General features: G+C 66.6%; 18 protein-coding genes and 1 tRNA gene. 8 read left to right on the forward strand and 11 right to left on the reverse strand.

Annotated elements, in window-relative coordinates; all coding sequences use genetic code 11:
* A partial coding sequence (locus ACE3O8_RS08595) for an SDR family oxidoreductase (protein WP_374388795.1) occupies positions 1 to 707 on the forward strand: 707 nt, incomplete at its 5' end.
* Complete coding sequence (locus ACE3O8_RS08600) at positions 704 to 1102, forward strand: dihydroneopterin aldolase (RefSeq protein ID WP_374388797.1); 399 nt, start codon at positions 704 to 706, stop codon at positions 1100 to 1102. The genes ACE3O8_RS08595 and ACE3O8_RS08600, both read left to right, overlap by 4 nt.
* Here ACE3O8_RS08600 and ACE3O8_RS08605 read toward each other — a convergent pair.
* A complete protein-coding gene (locus ACE3O8_RS08605; RefSeq protein WP_374388799.1) occupies positions 1099 to 1926 on the reverse strand; it encodes a hypothetical protein in 828 nt (275 codons plus the stop codon). The two genes, ACE3O8_RS08600 and ACE3O8_RS08605, sit on opposite strands and share 4 nt — an antisense overlap.
* 468 nt (positions 1927 to 2394) lie before the next feature.
* Between ACE3O8_RS08605 and ACE3O8_RS08610 the strand changes: the two genes are divergently transcribed.
* The 4 genes from ACE3O8_RS08610 to ACE3O8_RS08625 all read left to right on the forward strand — a co-directional run bounded on the left by ACE3O8_RS08610 (position 2395) and on the right by ACE3O8_RS08625 (position 4790).
* On the forward strand, positions 2395 to 3051 hold the full coding sequence (locus tag ACE3O8_RS08610) for an energy transducer TonB (protein WP_374388801.1): 657 nt from the start codon (positions 2395 to 2397) through the stop codon (positions 3049 to 3051).
* Between the two features lie 69 nt (positions 3052 to 3120).
* Positions 3121 to 3840, forward strand: a complete 720-nt coding sequence (locus ACE3O8_RS08615; protein ID WP_374388803.1) for a MotA/TolQ/ExbB proton channel family protein — start codon at positions 3121 to 3123, stop codon at positions 3838 to 3840.
* Positions 3841 to 3873: 33 nt separating this feature from the next.
* Positions 3874 to 4344, forward strand: coding sequence for an ExbD/TolR family protein (locus ACE3O8_RS08620; RefSeq protein ID WP_374388805.1), 471 nt, complete (start codon positions 3874 to 3876; stop codon positions 4342 to 4344).
* A gap of 23 nt (positions 4345 to 4367) precedes the next feature.
* Positions 4368 to 4790 (forward strand): ExbD/TolR family protein, encoded by a 423-nt coding sequence (locus tag ACE3O8_RS08625; protein WP_374388828.1) that lies wholly within the window; start codon positions 4368 to 4370, stop codon positions 4788 to 4790.
* A 364-nt stretch (positions 4791 to 5154) separates the two neighbouring features.
* Here ACE3O8_RS08625 and ACE3O8_RS08630 read toward each other — a convergent pair whose 3' ends face one another.
* A complete protein-coding gene (locus ACE3O8_RS08630; RefSeq protein WP_374388807.1) occupies positions 5155 to 6984 on the reverse strand; it encodes an ABC transporter transmembrane domain-containing protein in 1830 nt (609 codons plus the stop codon).
* A 94-nt stretch (positions 6985 to 7078) separates the two neighbouring features.
* Here ACE3O8_RS08630 and ACE3O8_RS08635 point away from each other — a divergent pair, with 94 nt between their 5' ends.
* A complete protein-coding gene (locus tag ACE3O8_RS08635; protein WP_374388809.1) occupies positions 7079 to 7687 on the forward strand; it encodes a DUF4126 domain-containing protein in 609 nt (202 codons plus the stop codon).
* Positions 7688 to 7738: 51 nt separating this feature from the next.
* Here ACE3O8_RS08635 and ACE3O8_RS08640 read toward each other — a convergent pair whose 3' ends face one another.
* From ACE3O8_RS08640 to ACE3O8_RS08680, 9 genes are all read right to left on the reverse strand, one after another.
* On the reverse strand, positions 7739 to 9034 hold the full coding sequence (locus tag ACE3O8_RS08640; RefSeq protein WP_374388811.1) for an acyl-CoA dehydrogenase family protein: 1296 nt from the start codon (positions 9032 to 9034) through the stop codon (positions 7739 to 7741).
* A 41-nt stretch (positions 9035 to 9075) separates the two neighbouring features.
* Positions 9076 to 10380 (reverse strand): MFS transporter, encoded by a 1305-nt coding sequence (locus tag ACE3O8_RS08645; protein WP_374388812.1) that lies wholly within the window; start codon positions 10378 to 10380, stop codon positions 9076 to 9078.
* Positions 10368 to 11504: an alanine racemase gene (locus tag ACE3O8_RS08650; protein WP_374388814.1), complete on the reverse strand. Its 1137-nt coding sequence runs from the start codon at positions 11502 to 11504 to the stop codon at positions 10368 to 10370. The genes ACE3O8_RS08645 and ACE3O8_RS08650 overlap by 13 nt, the downstream gene beginning before the upstream one ends.
* Positions 11501 to 12460, reverse strand: coding sequence for a pyridoxal-phosphate dependent enzyme (locus tag ACE3O8_RS08655; protein ID WP_374388816.1), 960 nt, complete (start codon positions 12458 to 12460; stop codon positions 11501 to 11503). Before ACE3O8_RS08655 ends, ACE3O8_RS08650 begins: the two co-directional genes overlap by 4 nt.
* Before the next feature lie 34 nt (positions 12461 to 12494).
* On the reverse strand, positions 12495 to 13538 hold the full coding sequence (locus ACE3O8_RS08660) for a LacI family DNA-binding transcriptional regulator (protein ID WP_374388818.1): 1044 nt from the start codon (positions 13536 to 13538) through the stop codon (positions 12495 to 12497).
* A 48-nt stretch (positions 13539 to 13586) separates the two neighbouring features.
* Positions 13587 to 13661 (reverse strand) — tRNA-Gln (locus ACE3O8_RS08665).
* 97 nt (positions 13662 to 13758) lie between these two features.
* Complete coding sequence (locus ACE3O8_RS08670; protein ID WP_374388820.1) at positions 13759 to 14784, reverse strand: glycosyltransferase family 4 protein; 1026 nt, start codon at positions 14782 to 14784, stop codon at positions 13759 to 13761.
* The gene (locus ACE3O8_RS08675; protein ID WP_374388822.1) at positions 14784 to 17483 is read right to left on the reverse strand and encodes an SLBB domain-containing protein; all 2700 of its coding nucleotides are present in this window, start codon (positions 17481 to 17483) and stop codon (positions 14784 to 14786) included. The genes ACE3O8_RS08670 and ACE3O8_RS08675 overlap by 1 nt, the downstream gene beginning before the upstream one ends.
* Before the next feature lie 93 nt (positions 17484 to 17576).
* Positions 17577 to 17816: a hypothetical protein gene (locus ACE3O8_RS08680; RefSeq protein WP_374388824.1), complete on the reverse strand. Its 240-nt coding sequence runs from the start codon at positions 17814 to 17816 to the stop codon at positions 17577 to 17579.
* Between the two features lie 335 nt (positions 17817 to 18151).
* Between ACE3O8_RS08680 and ACE3O8_RS08685 the strand changes: the two genes are divergently transcribed.
* Positions 18152 to 18541, forward strand: a 390-nt coding sequence (locus tag ACE3O8_RS08685) for a MarR family winged helix-turn-helix transcriptional regulator (protein ID WP_374388826.1), incomplete at its 3' end; no start/stop codon positions are given.

The following is an 18541-nucleotide window of genomic DNA, read 5'->3' on the forward strand; positions in this document are numbered from 1 at the left end:
GTGCCCTTGCCGATGCACTGGCCGCGCGCGGCTTCCGCATCGCCCTTCATTACAACCGGTCCGCGCGCGAAGCCGAGGCTGCGGCGGAAGCGATGACCGCTGCCGGCCACGCCTCCCCCATCCTCGTGCAGGCGGATCTGGCCGAAGCGGATGCCGCCGCCCGGATCTTTGCCGCCCTGCCTTCCGCGCCGGCCCTGCTGGTGAACAACGCCTCGCTGTTCGTGGAAGACAGCTTCGGCCGAATCGACATGGGCCTTTGGCACCAGCATATGGCGGTGAACCTGCTGGCCCCGGTGCTGTTGTCGCAGGCGTTTGCCGCCGCCCTGCCCGCCGGGCGCAACGGCCTGATCGTGAACCTGTCCGACGCGAAACTGTCGAACCCCAATCCCGATTTCTTCAGCTACACGATCTCCAAGATGGGGCTTGCCGGGGCCGCCGACCTGATGGCCCGGCAGCTTGCGCCGCGAATCCGCGTGAACGCCATCGCGCCTTCCGTCACGCTGGTTTCCGGTCCGCAAAGCCGGGCCAATTTCGAAAAGGCACATGTCATGAATGCGCTGGGGCGCGGCGTCGATGTGTCCGATCTGGTCCGCGCGCTCCTCTATCTCGTGGAAACGCCGACAGTGACCGGCCAGACGCTGGTGATCGACGGCGGGCAGCGCTTCCTCGCGCTTCCCCGGGATGTCGCCTATATGGTCGCCCCATGACCGTGATTCCCCTGTCCGAAGGGCGGCACCCCGCCCTCACCCCGCGCACGCACGAAGTGTTCCTGGAAGATCTGGAGCTGGGTGCCGACATCGGCTTCCATGATTTCGAAGTGGGCATTCCGCAGCGGCTGCTGGCGACCGTTCATGTCCGGCTGGATATGGCGCACTGGCCGGAGGCCGACACCCGCGAGGCGAGCTGGAACTATGATTTCATCCGCACCGGCATCCGGGCGCTGATGGACGGGCGGCGCTTCAACCTGCAGGAAACGCTGGCGCAGGAAATTTTCGACATGATCGCGGGGAAGCCCGGCGTGATCGGCCTCACGGTGAGCCTGCGGAAACCCGATGTCTATCCGGACGCGCGCGCCGTCGGCGTTCTTCTTTCTTCGGATTAGGGCAGCGTCCGCCCGCAGGCGCCGATGGCGCGGCGGGCCAGGGCCCAGTCAGCCGCCAGCGCCGATGAGCCGCTGAACGCCGCAGGCAGCCGGGCAGGCATCCCGCAGGCGAGCCCGCGCCACAGCAACGTGCGCGGCTGAACGGGCTGCGCACGATCCACCAGCTCCCCGGTCGCCACCCTGACCTGCGCCGGCACGCCCGGCGCGCGGGTCACGACAAGCGTGAGCGGCGCGCTGCCTTCGGTGCGCAGGAAGAACTGGCTTTCGGATGTGCCCGCAATCTCTCCCTCGGCGTGGAACGCGTCGCGCAGGCCGGTCACCATCAGGCCGTCCGCCCCCGGCTTCAACGCCTGCCGCAGCACATCGCGCACCACGGCCTCGCCTTCCGCGCTCCACGGCTGCTGCCCCGATACGCCTGACAGCGCGAGCGGCTGCACGGACGGATCCGCGCCGCCCGAAAGCGGGGCTGCGAACAGAAGCACATCGGCCTTCTTGCCGAACGGCACGCGCCCCTTCGCATCAGCAGGACCCTGCCAGCGCCAGGCCGCTTCCGCCGGCAACACGCCGGGCGATTTCAGCGCAGCCGCCAGATCCGCACGCACCAGCGCGCGAACGTCGCCGGGAGGCACGTCGGGCGCCTCCTTTTTCGAAAGCCGGTCCACGCGGTTCACCGTTGCGCGGATCACCACGGGGCTTAACAGCGCGAGGTCGGCCCAGTCCGTCCATGACAGGGGAATGGCCGGGGCCTGCGGCTGCGCGGGGGCTGCAACAAGCAGGTGAACGGCCGCAAATGCGGAAACAAGGGTTCGGCGCAGCAAAAGCATGGAAAAACGCGGCTACACGAAAAGCGGTTGCGGCTGAAAGAGGCGAGCGGTATCAAAACTGCATCCGGGTCGCAGTTTGCCGCGATCCGGCCTGATGCTTGCCCAGGGGACCATAAGGGCACCACGGCCATAAAGAGCCGCAGCATGGGCCGGGCGAATCGCGGGCATATTCAGGTTGCGCGCCCGGAAGGTCAGCCGGTAAGGGGTGCGTCCGAATCGGATGTTCCATCTTTCCGGGCGTTTTGGTCCACAGTTTTCCGTTTTTGGGGAACCGGTGGCAGCTGAAAGGCCCGGGCGCCTGTGGGGGGCGTGATCGGAACCTGGGATTGACAGGGTCAGTTGTCTCCGCCGGACGGTTGTGGACAGTTGCCCTGGAGAGGAACTGCGACTTCTTTCCGAGGTCGTGATTGAACTGGGCAGGCAGCCCTTTAGGGGGCCGCGCAGCTGAGAGGGAGTGGCACTGAGCCTATGTCGTATCTGCAGCAGGAAGGCATCAGCAAGCGGACGTGGTACGCGATCATTGCGGTCGCGATTCTCCACGTGCTGCTTGGCTACGCCCTGATTTCCGGCCTGGCGATCAAGGCCGTGAAGGTCATCACCGGGCCGCTGGAAACGGTGAACATCGAAGAGCAGGCGCCGCCGCCGGACGAACCGCCGCCGCCGCCGCCGAAGCTCGAAGATATTCCGCCGTACGTTCCGCCGCCGGACGTCCAGATCGAAACCTCGGCGCCTCCGCCGCCGACCATCACCACGCAGACTGCGGTTCCGCAACCGCAGCCGACCGTGGCGCCGCCGGCGCCTGCGCCGGCGCCTGCGCCGGCTGCCGTTCCCGGCACGCCGCCTCAGGCGATCGCACGTACCTTCACGGTTTCCGAAGACGACTACCCGGATGCTTCGCGCCGGGCCGGCGAGGAAGGCGTGACGAGCGTGCGGGTGACGGTGGGCGTCGACGGCCGCGTGAAGGCCTGTTCGGTCACCAAGTCGAGCGGGTTCTCCCGCCTCGATGAGCGGGCCTGCCAGATCGCCGAACGGCGCTGGCGCTTCAAGCCCGCCACCGAAAATGGTCAGCCCGTGGAGGCGTCGATCAACCGCAACTATCGCTGGCAGCTTCGGGAAGGCCGCTAAGGCGGCTCCGGACACCAGCGACGCATTCGAATCTTCGAACAACCCAATTTACGCTAGAGGGACTTAAACATGGCTGCTGTTACCACCGAGAACCCGTACGGCCTGGTCGCCGCACTCGAACAGGGCGGCATCATCGCCCAGGTCATCTTCGGCATCATGGTGCTGATGTCCGTCGTTTCGTGGTACATCATGTTCACCAAGTGGTTCGAGCAGAAGAAGATGCTCAACGAAGCCGCTGACGTGGAAAAGAAGGTCTGGTCCGCGACCAGCCTGAAGGAAGGCACCGCCAAGCTCGACAAGAACTCGGCGTTCCGTCAGCTGGCTGACGACGGCCTGCGCGCCTTCGACCACCATGAAGGCAAGCTGACCGACCAGATCGACCAGCACGAGTGGGTGACGATGTCGCTGAACCGTTCGGCCGGCCTCATTTCCAACAAGCTGCAGTCGGGCCTGTCGTTCCTCGCCTCGGTCGGCGCCACCGCGCCGTTCATCGGTCTGCTCGGCACCGTCATCGGCATCTACCGCGCCCTGATCAACATCGGGATCTCCGGTTCGGCCGCCATCGACAAGGTCGCCGGCCCCGTCGGTGAAGCCCTGATCATGACGGCCATCGGTCTCGCGGTCGCGGTGCCTGCGGTGCTCGGCTACAACTACCTGGCCGGCCGCAACAAGACGATCATGGAAAAGCTGAACACCTTTGCCGCCGACGTGCACGGTTACCTGCTGTCGGGTTCGCGCATGGCCCGTCCGGTGCCGGCTGCTCCTGCCGCCGCCCCCGTCAAGAAGTAAGCGCGTCTCGCGCACCGCCAAGGGGAATTACCCATGGGAATGAGCGTAGGGGGCGACAACGAAGACGGCGCCCTGATGTCGGAAATCAACACCACGCCCCTCGTGGACGTGATGCTGGTTCTCCTCATCATCTTCCTGATCACCGTGCCCGTCGTTATCCAGACGGTTCCGGTGGAACTGCCCAAGGTGGCAAACATCGTCACCATCACCAAGCCCGAGAATGTTCCCCTGTCGGTGGATGCGAACTGCGACATCTTCTGGGGAATGTCGAAGCTCGATTCGACTGAACAGCTTCGGGAAAAGGGCGCCACCTATCTGCTGGACGAGGTCGAAAAGCAGAAGGCGGCCGGTGCGAAGATCGAACTTCCGGAAGTCCATATCCGGGGCGATGCGAGCACCGAATATCGTTGCATCGGCGGAGCCATCTTCGCCATGCAACGGGCCGGCTATCAGAAGATCGGTTTCATCTCGAACCCGCCCCCCGGCACCGTGCCAACCCGCTAAGAACCCGGAGAACTATTATGGGAATGTCAGTGGGATCCGGTGGTGGCGAAGACAAGCCGATGGGCGAAATGAACACGACGCCGTTGATCGACGTCATGCTCGTTCTCCTCATCATGTTCATCATCACCATTCCGATCCAGACCCACGCGACGAAGCTTGACCTTCCGCCGCCGACCAACCTGCCGAACGATATCAAGCCTGACTTCAATCAGGTGAACATCGACTTCCTGAACACGATCTACTGGAACGATCAGGAAGTGACGCTCGAGCAGCTGAACACCTACCTGACGCAAGTCGGGCAGATTCAACCGGCGGAATCGCAACCCGAACTGCGGCTGAAGCCGGACCAGCTGGCCCGGTATGAAGTCGTCAACAAGGTGATGGCGATGGCTCAACAGGCCGGGATCCAGAAGATGGGCTTCGTCGGCAACGAGGCCTACGCGTAAGCGAAGGCTTCCCGGTCACCGCGACGACGGGCTTCCCGAAGTCGCAGATGCCGGACAGACCAGATGGAAAGGCGGGGTTTCGGCCCCGCCTTTTTTTTGCCTGCCCCAAGGGGCACACATCCTCTGCCTGTGGGCATTTGCCCGTACCCCGGTCAGCGACGAGCGAACCCACCGTTCCGTCAGGCCGCCGCCCGGGACAAGGGAAGCGGTCTCTTGCAAACCGCTTCACCTCCACCGGCTCCGATCCTTCCCATCCAACATGGGGCTTGGGTGCGTTCCGATGAAGGGACGATGCCGGGGCCCTCGGCGCAAGCCACGGGGGACTGCCCCGAGCAGGGGCCAGGCTGTCATCAGCGCCCCTGCCCTACTCCCGGTTGAAGTCCAGCCCGGCGAACTGCAGGCTTGCGAGCCGCGCATAGAGGCCCTCGGCCGCGACGAGCTCTTCGTGCCGGCCGATCTCCACGATCTCGCCCTGGTCCATCACCACGATGCGATCGGCGTCGCGCACGGTCGCCAGCCGGTGCGCGATCACCAGGCTGGTGCGGCCTTCCATCAGATGCTCCAGCGCCTCCTGAACGGCGGCCTCGCTTTCGGCGTCGAGCGCGCTGGTGGCTTCATCCAGCAACAGGATCGGCGCGTCCTTCAGCAGGGCGCGCGCGATCGCGATCCGCTGGCGCTGCCCGCCGGACAGCTGGGCCCCACCCTCCCCCAGTTCGGTGTCCAGCCCCTTCGGAAGCGCGCGCAGGAACGTCGCGGCATTGGCGGCTTCGGCCGCGGCCCAGATATCCGCCTCGCTCGCGCCGGGCCGGCCATAGAGGATATTCTCCCGCGCGGAGCCCATGAACACCACGGCTTCCTGCGGCACGATCGCGATCCGCGCACGAATCTCGGCGGGATCGGCAAGGCGCAGGTCGATGCCATCCATCAGCAGCCGACCTTCGGCCGGATCATAGAAGCGCTGCACCAGCTGAAACAGCGTCGTCTTCCCGGCGCCTGAGGGGCCCACCACCGCCACCCGTTCGCCGGGGCGGATATCCAGGCTGAAATGATTGAGGGCGGCCATCTCGGGCCGGCTGGGGTAGCGGAACGACACCCGGTCGAACAGCAGCCGCCCCTGCGGCGGTTCCGGCATGAGGGCCGGATTGGCGGGCCGGGTGATCGCCGGTCGTTCCGCCAGCAGCTCCCGCAGGCGCGCCGATGCGCCCGCCGCCCGCAGGAAATCACCATAAACCTCGGTCAGCGCCCCGAAGGCGCCCGCAACCAGGGCCGCCGCCAGCACGAAAGCGGTGATGGTGCCGCCGCTCATCCGCCCGGCGATCACGTCGCGTGCGCCTTCCCACAGCACAAGCGTGATGGCCCCGAACACCAGCGTGATCACGATCGCCGTCATGACCGATCGCAAGGTGATGCGCCGCTTTGCCGTGGCGAAGGCCGCCTCGGCAGCGGCGGCGAAGCGGCGTGTTTCCCGCTCTTCCGCACCGAAGGCCTGCACCACCTTGATGGCGCGCAACACCTCAGACACGATGGTGCCCACATCGGCGACGCGATCCTGGCTCTTCTGCGACAGCGTCCGCACCTTCCGCCCCATGATCACGATGGGCAGGATCACCACGGGGATCACCACCAGCATCAGCGCGGTCAGCTTGGGGCTCAGCCAGAACAGATAGAGTATGCCGCCGACGCCCATGAACAGGTTGCGCAGCGCGACCGAAACCGAGGTCGCCACGACCTGGTCGATCACGCTGGTGTCAGCCGTCAGACGGGAGGCGATTTCGGATGGCCGGTTCAGCTCGAAGAAGGCGGGGTCCAGCCGCACCAGATGCGCCTGCACATCGCGGCGCAGATCGGCCACGACACGTTCACCCATCCAGCTCACGAAATAGAAGCGCGTCGCCGTGGCCAGGCCCATCACCAGCACAATCGCCAGCATCCCCATGAAATAGGGCGCGATTTCCGCCCCAGCCCCGGCGCCGAAGCCCTTGTCCACCACCAGCTTCAATCCCTGCGGGATCGCCAGCGTTGCACTTGCCGCCACCACCAGCGCCACGAAGGCGGCCGTGATCTGCGCCGGATAATGCCGGGCATAGCCCCACAACAGGCCCAGGTTGGTCAGCTTCCGCGAGGGCGGCGCTTCGATCGAGCGGCTGTCGGTGCGGGCGGGCGGCGGGGGGGCGGATGGTGCGTTCACGCTCACCAGATAGGCGCATGCCGGCCTGTCCTCAATCGCCCCACTTGCCAATCCACCGGATCTGCAGGCAAATTCCGGCATCCGGGGTGGGGAGCCGACAATGGGACCGACCGAACTGATCGCCATGGCCGCCAGTTTCAGCCTGCTTGCGGGCTGGCGGCTTTACGCAGCCGTCCTCGTGGCAGGCATCGCCATGTATTTCGATATCATCCCCTTGCCCGAACATCTCACCGGCCTGAAGGTTCTGGGCAACCCTTGGGTGCTTGCGGTTGCGCTTCTGGGTGCGGTCGCAGAGTTCCTGGCCGACAAGATCGCCTGGGTCGACAGCGCATGGGACGGGATTCACACCATCATCCGTCCATTGGGCGGCGCGCTGCTGGCGCTGGCGATCGTCGATCCCGCGCAGCCGGTCTGGCAGATCGTCGTGCTGCTGCTGGGCGGCGGCTCTGCCTTGCTCACGCACGGCGCCAAGGCCAGCACGCGCGCGGCCGTGAACGCCAGCCCGGAGCCGGTTTCAAATGTGGTCATGTCCTCGGCGGAAGATGTGGCCACGACGACGACGCTGCTGGTGGCGCTTGCGAACCCGTGGATTGCGCTGGTGCTGGCCCTGCTGCTGCTGGCGGCAACCATCGGCATCTTCTTCGCCGTCCGCCGCTTCGTGAAGGACATCGGCGACCTGTTCAGGCCGCAGGAGCCGCCGAAACCCTGAGGCCGGGGATGCGCGGCTGAGGGGCGCGCGCCCGCGCGCCCCGGCCCTTGCCTATTTCGCTGCCTGGAACATCGCCTTGCGCGGCCCCAGATAGCCGAACAGATAGGCGGCCACCTTGCGCATCTGGATCTCCTCGGACCCTTCCGTGATGCGATAGCGGCGGTGGTGGCGGAAGATGTGCTCGAACGGCTTGTGCCGGGAATAGCCGATGCCGCCATGCACCTGCATCGCCCGGTCGGCCGCCTCGCACACCAGCCGGTTCGCCCAATAGTTGCACATGGAAATCTTGTCCGACAGCTGCTGCTCGATCGCCTCGTGCGGCATCCTGTCCATTTCCCAGGCGGTCTTGTAGATCAGCAGGCGCAGCATCTCGCACTGGGTCGCCAGTTCGACCAGTGGGAACTGGATGGCCTGATTCTTCGACAATGCCTCACCGAACGGCTTGCGCTCGCGGGCATAGCGCACGCTTTCCTCCACGCAGAAGGTCGCGGCGCCCAGCGAGGAGGCCGCCTGCCGAATCCGGTTCTGGTGGACAAAGCTCTGCGCCAGCGCGAGCCCGCCTTCGGGCGGCCCCAGCAGCGCCGATTCCGGAACCCAGACATCCGTGAAGCTGACCCGCGGGTGATCGGTGGGCATGTTGAAGGTCCACAGATATTCCTCGACCTTCACGCCGGGCGTATCGCTGGGCACCAGCAGGCAGCTGATGCCGCGCGCCGCGCCATCGGCGCCCGACGTGCGGCAGAAGGTGGCCACGTGCGTCGCCACATGCATGCCCGTCGTCCACATCTTCTCGCCGTTGATCAGCCAGCCGGGCACGCCGTCGCGGCTTTCCCGCACCGCGCGGGTTTCCATGTGGGTCGCATCCGATCCGTGGTTGGGCTCTGTCAGGCCGAAGGCGGTGATGCGCTTGCGCGCGAAACCGCCCAGGATGAACTCCTCCTGCTGCGCCTGGGTTCCGAAGGTTTCGAACATGGCGACGAAGGGGAAATTCCCCACGATCGAATGTTCGTTCTGCAGATCATTGTGCAGGCCCAGGCCCTTGCGCGCGAAATGGTCGCGGATCACCGCCATCCACAGGTTGGAGCCATCCTTGCCGCCATATTTCTTCGGTGCGGAAAAGCGCCAGTGGCCGGCCTCGTCCGCCAGGATCGCGGCCTTGCGCAGCAGGGCTTCCCATTCGTGCCGCGGCAGGCCGCCATTTTCGAAATCGGTGCGGGCCCATTCGCGGCGGTGATCGAAGAAGCGGATATTGTCGTCCGCATTTTCCAGCGGTTTGATTTCGGCATCGATGAAGGCGTCCAGCTCGGCCAGATAGGCCTTCAGATCCTCAGGCAGCGCAAAGTCCATGGTCAATCTCCCTCGCCCGCCACATTGCGCAGCGCGAAGGCTCAGGCCACTTGGCGAATTGGGGAGCGCACGCGGATCAGCAGGACGAAACTGACCAGCAGGAAGGCGACCGCAACGGCGATTCCGGGCCTGACGGACCCTGTCAGGCTGGCGATCAGGCCGACAAGTGTCGGCCCCACGAAGGCCGTCGCCTTGCCGACGAACGAATAGAGTCCGAAATAGGCTGCGATCCGGTCGCGCGGCGCCAACATCGCCATCATCGTGCGCATGCCCGCCAGCGTGAAGGCCGCCCCCAGCGCGATCAGCGCGCCGGATGCCATGAACCCCCATTCCTGCGGCGAGGCGAGCGGAACCCCCAGTGGAACGCCAGTCGGGATCCCGAACATCCGGCCTGCATCGGTGAGGATCACGGAAACCGCGCCGGCGATCATGAAGATCAGCCCCAGCAGCGACAAGCGCCGGGCCCCGATGCGGCCATCGATGAAGCCGCCGGAAAAGCCGCCGATCACGCCGAAACAGGTGATCGCCAGCCCGAAACGGGCGAGCGTATCGGCCTTCCAGCCGAAGGAAGCCGCGCCCAGCACCGCCCCGAAGGCGAAGATCACCGCCATGCCATCGGCGGAAACCATCCGCACGATCAGGAACAGGCGCATGTTCCGGTCTGCCCAGGCTTCCCGCAGCGTGGACTTCAGATCCTGAAGCCCCTGCCGGACCGAGGCCCGGCCATCGCCCTGCCGATCGGTGCCCACCAGCAGGAATGGCCCAAGAAACAGCAGCACGGCGCCGGCCGCGATCGGCCCGGCCATCCGGTCGATCCCATTCTCGACCCCCGCAAGGAACACCGGCGGGGCGGCCGACAACGTCAACACGACCAGCAGCGCCGCGATACCCGCCAGCTGGCTGAACCCGAACGCAAGCCCGGACAACAGGCCCATCCGTTCCGGCCGGGCGGCCACGGGCAGGAAGGCATTGCCGAACTGGTTCATCAGCTCGACGGAAACGCCCGCGATGAAAATCGGGATGGCAACCGCCAGCAGCGGTGTGCCGGGGGCGGCAAACCACAGCGAAAGGGCGGCCAGGAATGTCACCAGGCCGGCGCCGGCCAGCCAGGGCTTCAGCCGTGCCCCCGAATCCGCAATCGAGCCCAGCACGGGGGCCAGAATGGCGATCGCAAGGCCCGCCGCCCCCAGGGCATAGCCCCAAATGCTGGCGCCTTCCGCCTGTGTCGCTGCGATCGTCCCCGCGAAATAGGGCGCGAACACATAGCGCTGGACAAGGTTCAGATAGGGCTCGTTGGCGGATTCGGTCAGCGACCAGGCCGCTTCCTGCCTGGTCAGGCGGGCCATGGCGTGGTCCTTCGCGCATCGATGGGCCAGGGCTCTAGGCCGCCGTCCTCATCCGCGACCCACAGCATGTCGTGCAGGTTGACGGTCGGATCGACGTGTCCGGGCTGAAGCCAGACCAGCCCGCCCTCTGCCGGCCAGTCCGGCCAGGCGATGTCCGAATCCGTATCCAGCGCGGAAACAGCGCCGAAGCCTTCCGCCTTCAACCGCGCGGCGAACCGCGGGTGAACCAGCGCCCCATGCTCATCCCCCTGAAAGCGGAACAGGGCGCCATCGGGTGCGCCCGCAACGAGCCGCGCCGGCGGCCCGTCGGCCGACAACGCCTTCAGGCCGGAATCGATGGTGATGTGGCTCTTGTGCTGCACGGAAACCACGGTCGCCGCCAGCAGCAGCGCCGGCTCGAAGGCTGCACCCGCCATGGCATAGGCTGCATCCATCAGCGCATAGGACCCGGCCTGAAGCTCGGTGAAAACGCCCGACGCGAGGTCGAGGGCAGCGGTACCGGTGCCGCCGCCGGTGATGACGGCGGGCTTCAGCCCCTGCATTTCCAGTTCGGCGATCAGCGACCGGATGTGCCCCATCGCCGCGGCATGGGCGGCTGCCCGATCCGGATCGGCCTGCAGATGGCCCAGATAGCATTGGATGCCCGCCCAGCGCCTGCCGGAGCCGAGGATGGCGCGCACCAGCGCCGGCGCGCCTGCAAAGCTGGTTCCGCTGCGATGCTGGCCGCCGTCCACATCCGCAATCAGCTCCACGCCTTCCGGGGCAAGCGCCACCTGCGGCACACTATCCACCACGGCCGTGACACGCACACCCTTGCCGGCAAGCGCCGCCAGCACCGGCCAGCCCCAGGGGGGCACCGGCGCGGAGAGCAGCAGGTCGCCGACCCCGGCGGCGGCGTAGGCCTCCGCCTCCCCCACCGTCTGACAACACAGGCCAACGGCGCCAAGTTCGATCTGCCGCAACGCCAGGCGGCTGCACTTCGCCATCTTGCCATGCGGCCGAAGCCGCACGCCCGCCGCATCGCAGGCCGCCTGCATGGCGGACAGGTTGGCTTCCAGCGCGGCGCGGCGCACGACAAGGGCCGGCGTGCGCGGCAGGCGCAGCGCCGCCGGAAAATCTGTCACCGGCCCCAAGGAAGCCGCTCCAGATCGACATTGCCACCCGACAGGATCATGCCGACCGCGCCGCCTTCCGGTTTCCACGCCCCCTCCAGCAGCGCCGCAAGCGGCACCGCGCTGCTCGGCTCCACGATGATCTTCATGCGGGACCAGATCAGCCGCATCGCCTCCACGATGGCCGCCTCCGAAGCGGTCACGACATCATGGGCGAGCGAGCGCATGACGCCGAACGTCATGTCGCTCATCGCCGTCGTCAGGCCATCGGCGATCGTGGCGACGGGCAGCACCTGCGGCTGCATCAGGCCCTGGCGGAAACCCCGCGCGGCATCATCGGCCGCCGCAGGCTCCGCGCCGATCACCGGCACAGATGGCAACAGTTCGGCCGCTGCGACCAGCGTGCCGGCGAGCAGCCCCCCGCCGCCGACCGGACAGGTCAGGGCGCCCAGCGGCTCCCCCGCATCCGCGATCAGTTCCAGCGCCGCCGTGCCCTGCCCCGCCGCCACCAGCCGATGATCGAACGGCGGAATCAGGGCCGCACCCGTTTCCAAGACGATGGCGTCAGCCGCCGCGAGCCGGGCCGCCAGCGTCGGTTCGCATTCCACGATGCGCCCGCCATAGGCTGCAACCGCCGCCTTCTTGGGCGTAGGGGCCGTGCTGGGCATCACGACATGGGCGGGAATGCCCCGCTCCCTTGCGGCCAGCGCCAGCGCGGCGGCATGGTTGCCGCTGCTGTGCGTGACGACTCCTCGCGCGGCTTCCTCCGGCGAAAGCGCAAGAACGGCATTGAACGCGCCCCGCGCCTTGAATGCGCCGGTCCGCTGAAAATTCTCGCATTTGAACAGGATGCGGCAACCGGCGGCTGTGTCGACTTCCCGGCTCGTCAGGATCGGGGTGCGGTGCACATGGGCGGCGATCCGGGTTTCCGCGATGCGGATGTCGGCAAAGGTGGGGGCTGTCGTCATGCGTGGCCGACATTGCGTTCCGCGGTGCGGGCGGTCAACGCAGACCGCAACTTTCGCGCACCACCAGCCGCATCGGGATTGGCGTGGCGGCCTGCTCACGCCCGGCGATGCGCGCCAGCACGGCATCCACCAGCAGCCGGCCGGCCACCTCGCTGTCCTGCTCAACGCTGGAAAGGGCCGGGGTGCTGTGGCTGGCCGAAGGGATGCCATCGAACCCGATGACGGCTGTGTCCACCGGAATGGACCGGCCCGCTTCGCGCAGCGCCTTCATCGCGCCCAGCGCAATCAGATCGGACGCCGCAAACACCGCATCGAACCCCGGATCGGTCGCCAGAAGCGAGCGCATCGCTGCCTCGCCCTGTTCTTCGCGGCTGCCCGAAACGGCCAAGTCGGCTTCGATCGGATCCAGCCCGGCCTCGGAAACGGCATCCAGCCAGCCTTCGCGCCTGAGGCGGAAGGCGACATGCTGATCCCAGCCCGGCCCGATGAAGGCAATCCGCCGCCGCCCACGCCCTGACAGGTGCGAAACAGCCAGCCGCCCCCCTTCCCGATTGTCACACCGGATCGTCGGCAGGCTGTCTTCCGGCGCGCCCCATGCCACCACATGCGCGCCCTGGGCATGGGCATCGGTGAAATGCGCCCAGCCCTCGGCATGCGAGGCGCTGCCGATGACGATCAGGCCATCGGCCTCATGGGACTGTTCATAGTCGCTGCGGAAATTTGCCGGACTGTCCTGAAACGACAGCAGCAGGTGAAAGCCCCGATCGGAAGCGGCAGCACCGATCGCGCCGAGCAGGGCGAAATAGAAGGGGTTCACGCGCGCCCGCGCCTGCCCCGGCTGGGTGAGGATGGCGACGGCCAGCGTGCCGGTCGATCCGGAACGCAGGCGGGCGGCCCGGCTGTCGATCCGGTAATTCAGCGCCTTTGCGGCCGCATGTACCTTTTCGCGCGTTTCGGGTGAAACCGAGGGATCATCGCGAAGCGCGCGTGAAACCGTGGGCTGCGAAACGCCCGCTGCGCAGGCGACATCAAACGAAGTCGGCCAGTTCTGGCCCCTGGCATCGCTGCGGCGCTTCATCCCCGCCGCTATAGCGGCGTCTCAACGATCCGGGAAGAGAAAGGCCGGTGGCTGGGGTGCCAGGATTCGAACCTGGGAATGGCGGTACCAAAAACCGCTGCCTTACCGCTTGGCTACACCCCAATGCCGGCTGTCTCAGGAGGGAGGCCAATGGGCCGATCCGTCCGGAGGCGCGCTGATAGCTGGAACATCCGGGGGCTTCAAGCCCCGAATTGCATCCTCAGGCCGCCCGGATGCGGGGCGCGGCCGTCGCGAACCACAGCAGCGCGAAATAGCCGGCCAGCGTGGCGATCAGCCACAGCATGGCCGTTCCCGGAAAGGCGATCGCCAGCAGGTTCGGAACGGCAACCAGCGTCAGAACCCAACCCAGCGGGCGCGGCCAGCCCCAGCGGGCATGCAGATAATGGTGCAGGTGATCGCGACCGGGCGTGAACGGGCTCTTGCCCTGCCACAGGCGGAAGATGATCAGGCGCAGCGTATCAAACACCGGAACCGCGAAGATCAGCGCGATGTCATCCGCGCGGACGTCAGCGAAGCCATGGTTCCAGGCATAGATGCCCAGCAGGCCGAACATGGCGGACAGGCCGTAGCTGCCATTGTCCCCAAGGAACAGGCGGCCCTTCATGTTGTAGTGGAACAGCACGCCCAGCGCGCCCGCAATCGCGGCCATCAGGGGCACCATGTGCGCGGGAAGCCGCAGCATCAGGATCGCGGACCAGATCAAGGCCTGCCCGATCACCAGACCGTTCTTGCCGTCTGCCATGTTCACTGCATTCAGCAGGCCGACGAAACACAGCAGCGTGAACCCGATCCCGATCACGCCCGGCATCAGGATCAGGCTGGACTGGCCGGAAAACAGCAGGAAGCTGACAGCGAAATCCGGCACCTGCGCCACAGCCGCCAGCAGGAAGGCCGAAGCGATCAGCAGGCGGACCCGCGCCGAAAGGCCCAGCCGATCGTCCATCGCGCCCACCAGGAACAGCCCGGTCACCGTGAACAGGAACCACAGCAGAACCGACGACGGCACCGCATCGGATATCGCCAGCATCCCGCCGACAGCCAATGCCGCCGCGCCTGTCAGCGCCAGACCGCCGACGAGCGGCGTCACCCGGGCGTGCAGCTTTCGCCCGCCTTCGGGATCGGGGAAATCCAGCAGCCCCATCGCCTTGCCGATCGGCATCGCCCAATGCGACACCAGCAGCGCAAGCAGCGCTCCGCCAAGGGCAAACAGAAGGATCAGCGCCATCAGTTGTTCGCCAGCACGGCAACCGTGGCGACAGATGTCGCGAGTTGCGCGATAATGGCCGTCACGTCGCGGAACACCGACAGGCGATACAGGGGATCGATATTCTTCGGCACGATGATGGTCGTGCCCGGCGGCGGGGTTCCGCCGCCCCGTCCGCTTGCGCTGATCGGCTGCGCCATGCCGTTCGGAAGCACCATGAACGCCCGGTCGTCATCGGCCGTGCGCTGCATGCCACCCGCTTCCCGCAGATAGGCCTGCGCCGGCTTGCCCGCCACGAACTGCAGGGCGCCCGGATTGTTCACATCGCCGAGCGCGAGCACATAGTTCGGACGCTTCGGAATGAAGATGCTGTCGCCCGGCTCCAGGATGGTATCCAGATCGGGGCGCAGCTCCAGCACGCGGGGATCTGCCTCCACGACCATCCGGCCGGGGGCTTCCGCCGTGCTCAGCGTCTCGATCAGGGCAGCGGCGCCGGCAAGGCCGTCTCCGCTGGACTGGCTTGACCGCGCGGCGATCGCCAGCAGGCTGTTGTTCAGCTCCCGCGCGGTCCGCTTGAAGCCCTCTTCCTGCGCTTCCTTGACGCTGCGCCGCGTGAACACGGTGCCATAGGCATAACCATAATCGGTCAGGCCACCGGCCCGCGCCAGCAGTTCGGACAGCTTCTCGCCCTTGCGGATGGAATAGAGCCCCGGCCGCGAGACTTCGCCGGACAGCAGGATGCCGGATCCTTCAAATGCGCCCTGGCGGGCGTTGTAGCGGATGTCATCGCCGGGCATCAGGCTCGTCATGGCCATCATCGGGCCACCGGCTTCAACCTGCACCCGCTCCGTCGGCCCGCCTGACCCCCGGTTGATATCCAGAACGATATCCGTCGCGCCCACGACGATCCCGTCCGCCACCATCGAAAGGTCCCGCGCCGACGCGGAGTTCCCCACCGGATAGGCGCCCGGCCGCCTGACGGCTCCGCCGATGCTGACGCTATGTTCCAGCAGCACGGGCAGAAGTTCGGGCTCGTCCTCGAACACCTTCGGGCATTCGGGCGTCGCCTCTTCCTCGGCCTTTCGGGTCTGTTCTCCGGCGACCGCCTGGTCGATGGTCTTGCGGCTGGTCTGGCCAAGGGCCGCGCCCACGGTCCCGAGCTTGGCGCCCTCGCTGGACACCACGACAAGCCCGGCCCGCGTGACGGCGTTGAACCGCGACGCCTCGGTGTCTTTCACCAGCGCTTCCAGCCGCTCGAGCGAGCGGCACTGGGGAATCGGGTTCGGCTGGCCCAGAACGACCTGCCGGACCGCGACACTGTTCATGAACTCCACATCGCGGCGCGAAAACAGGAACAGCCGGTCCTCGCTCTGCAGCGGCGTGGCGCCCGGCTCCCGCAGTTCCCGCGCCAGATTGACCATCTGGAAGAATCGGGCGCCGCTCGATGGGTCGCGGCGGATCAGCACCGCCCCCAGTTGATAGGTGTCGCTGCGCAGATCGCTGGAGGAACCGACGAGTTCGGCAACGGTGCCGGCCGCCACCAGCGGCCGCGGGCCGGCATTGTCGACATTGCCCGCCAGTTCGACGCGCCCGGTCGCCCCGCCCGGCGAGCCGCCGAACAGCTGCACGGCGTCTCCGGCATGAACTGTCGCCCCTGCGCCGGGGGCGCGGATGAACATTTCGCTTCCATCAGGCCCGATCCGGCTGATGACAACCTGGGCCCCCCGCTGACGGATCGCGCCGCCCGCAAATGCCACTGCGGACCCAACCGTCGGCGCCCCGCGCAATTCGTAGATCCCCGGGCGGGCGACCGCACCGGTTACGGCGATCGTCGGCCCGATCACGGGGACAATCACCTTGTCGCCGTCCTGCAGGCGGATTGTCGGCGGGGCCCCGATCCCCAGCAGGCCATACAGGTCGACCGTCACCGTCCCGCCGCCTGCGCGCACCACGCGCACATGCCTGAGCGAGCCGGACCGCCGGATACCGCCCGCCTGCGCCAGCGCCGTGCCGACATCCGTCATCGATGTCAGGTTGAACTGGCCCGGCCGCTCCACCTCGCCGCCCACGAACACACTGATGGCGCGAACTTCACCAACCGAAACATAGACATCGGTCGCCAGAAGCGTGCGGCGGGTTTCGGCCGCCAGATCGTTGCGGATGCTGCCCAGCGAGCGTCCGGCCGCCGGAATCGGACGCAGATCCCCAACCACCAGCTTGCCATCCCGATCCACCCGCACGGTCTGCGTGCGGTTGGTGGCGCCCCGGAAACTCACCTGCACCTGGTCACCGATGCCCAGCACATAATCGTCGCCGATCGCGCCGGTTCGCATGCCCGACGGTGGCGGCGCGGACTGGAAGAAATCATAGCCGAACTGGCGAAGGTCCCGATCCTGAAGGCGCTGGCGGTAATCCCGCTCGATCTGCGAGGGCTGATAGATTTCCCGCAACTGCTGGCGCGCTTCTGCACGCCGGACTTCCTGCTCTTCCAGCGTATCCACCCGCGAACCGGGCAGCGAAACCTCTCCGCTGGTCGGCGCAGGTGTCGTCTGGGATTGGGAAACGCCTTGCTGAACCGATTCAGGAACGCCGAGTTGCGATTGCAGGTTCTGCAGAAGCCGGGGATCGAGCGATTGCGCGAATGCACCGCCCAGCGGCACGGCAACCGATACGGGAACAAGAAGCGCAACCAGAGGACGAAGACGGAACTTTGGTCGCACCAGTGAAGACTCCTCGGATTTGAGGTCGTTTAGGAATCTCGCCCTTCGCGGTCAACCATTGCTGCGCTCGCCCCGCCGCATGGCGGGCAGCGGCTATGGGCGCGATGCGACCTTTCCTGCCGCGATCAGGTCCTGAACCTCGCGGGCAGCGGCCATGTCGGCGGCTCGGCTGGTGGAATCCTTCATCGGAACGGCCTGGTCCGCTGCAAGCCCAAGACCGAGGAAAATCGGCTCCAGCAGGAACATCAGCAGCACAACCGCGAGGATGGCGATTGCGGCCCAGCCGACGATCGCCGGATTGCGCCTGACCAGAATTTCGCCTTCAGACTGCACCAAATTCACCTCTGAACAACCCGCCATGCCCCCGGTTTTCACCAGACTGGCGTGGCGTGCGGGCAGGGCCGTTTCACGACCCGATTTAACCAGTGCTTCTAAACCATAGACAAGCGAAGCACAATTCCCCGAACAAAATCAGGATTATCGATGATTAATGCCATCGATCGTGCAGTGCAACATAAAAACGCATGGCCCGCTGGCGGACGGCTGGGACAGGGGTGCCAATATGCAGCACTGGCCGACGAATGGCTCACCCCGGCCGGGATGGGCGCGCCCTCCTTTGCCGGCAAGGCGCTTGCCCCAGCCGAGCCGACGCGGCAAAAACGGGCAGCATGGCTGACGCATCCTCCCCAACCCTTGGCGCGTCGCGCGCCTCCCCGCTCTTCCTGCGAGAGCCAGAGATCCGGCGCGGCATCGAACTGCTCTACTTCGGATATGCCAACATGATCCGGGGGGCAGACGCCATCCTGGCCGACAAGGGGCTGGGCCGGGCCCACCATCGCGCGCTCTATTTCATCTCGCGCCAGCCCGGCCTTGCCGTGTCGGATCTGTTGCGCCTGCTGGCCATCACCAAGCAGTCGCTGTCCCGCGTCCTTGCGGATCTGGTGTCGGCCGGTTTTGTGGCCCAGGCCGTCGGCACGCACGACAGGCGTCAACGCCTGCTGACGTTGACCGCCGAGGGCGCAGCACTGGAAGGCCAATTGTTCGAGGCGCTGAAGGAA

This window comes from Sandaracinobacter sp., from assembly GCF_041909755.1.
Classification (GTDB): domain Bacteria; phylum Pseudomonadota; class Alphaproteobacteria; order Sphingomonadales; family Sphingomonadaceae; genus Sandaracinobacteroides.

What these genes read in the sequence shown, in the direction of transcription:
- ACE3O8_RS08600 (WP_374388797.1), top strand. Translation starts at nt 704, where the DNA reads ATGACCGTGATTCCCCTGTCCGAAGGGCGGCACCCCGCCCTCACCCCG.
- ACE3O8_RS08605 (WP_374388799.1), bottom strand. Translation starts at nt 1,926, where the DNA reads ATGCTTTTGCTGCGCCGAACCCTTGTTTCCGCATTTGCGGCCGTTCAC.
- ACE3O8_RS08610 (WP_374388801.1), top strand. Translation starts at nt 2,395, where the DNA reads ATGTCGTATCTGCAGCAGGAAGGCATCAGCAAGCGGACGTGGTACGCG.
- ACE3O8_RS08615 (WP_374388803.1), top strand. Translation starts at nt 3,121, where the DNA reads ATGGCTGCTGTTACCACCGAGAACCCGTACGGCCTGGTCGCCGCACTC.
- ACE3O8_RS08620 (WP_374388805.1), top strand. Translation starts at nt 3,874, where the DNA reads ATGGGAATGAGCGTAGGGGGCGACAACGAAGACGGCGCCCTGATGTCG.
- ACE3O8_RS08625 (WP_374388828.1), top strand. Translation starts at nt 4,368, where the DNA reads ATGTCAGTGGGATCCGGTGGTGGCGAAGACAAGCCGATGGGCGAAATG.
- ACE3O8_RS08635 (WP_374388809.1), top strand. Translation starts at nt 7,079, where the DNA reads ATGGGACCGACCGAACTGATCGCCATGGCCGCCAGTTTCAGCCTGCTT.
- ACE3O8_RS08640 (WP_374388811.1), bottom strand. Translation starts at nt 9,034, where the DNA reads ATGGACTTTGCGCTGCCTGAGGATCTGAAGGCCTATCTGGCCGAGCTG.
- ACE3O8_RS08645 (WP_374388812.1), bottom strand. Translation starts at nt 10,380, where the DNA reads ATGGCCCGCCTGACCAGGCAGGAAGCGGCCTGGTCGCTGACCGAATCC.
- ACE3O8_RS08655 (WP_374388816.1), bottom strand. Translation starts at nt 12,460, where the DNA reads ATGACGACAGCCCCCACCTTTGCCGACATCCGCATCGCGGAAACCCGG.
- ACE3O8_RS08660 (WP_374388818.1), bottom strand. Translation starts at nt 13,538, where the DNA reads ATGAAGCGCCGCAGCGATGCCAGGGGCCAGAACTGGCCGACTTCGTTT.
- ACE3O8_RS08670 (WP_374388820.1), bottom strand. Translation starts at nt 14,784, where the DNA reads ATGGCGCTGATCCTTCTGTTTGCCCTTGGCGGAGCGCTGCTTGCGCTG.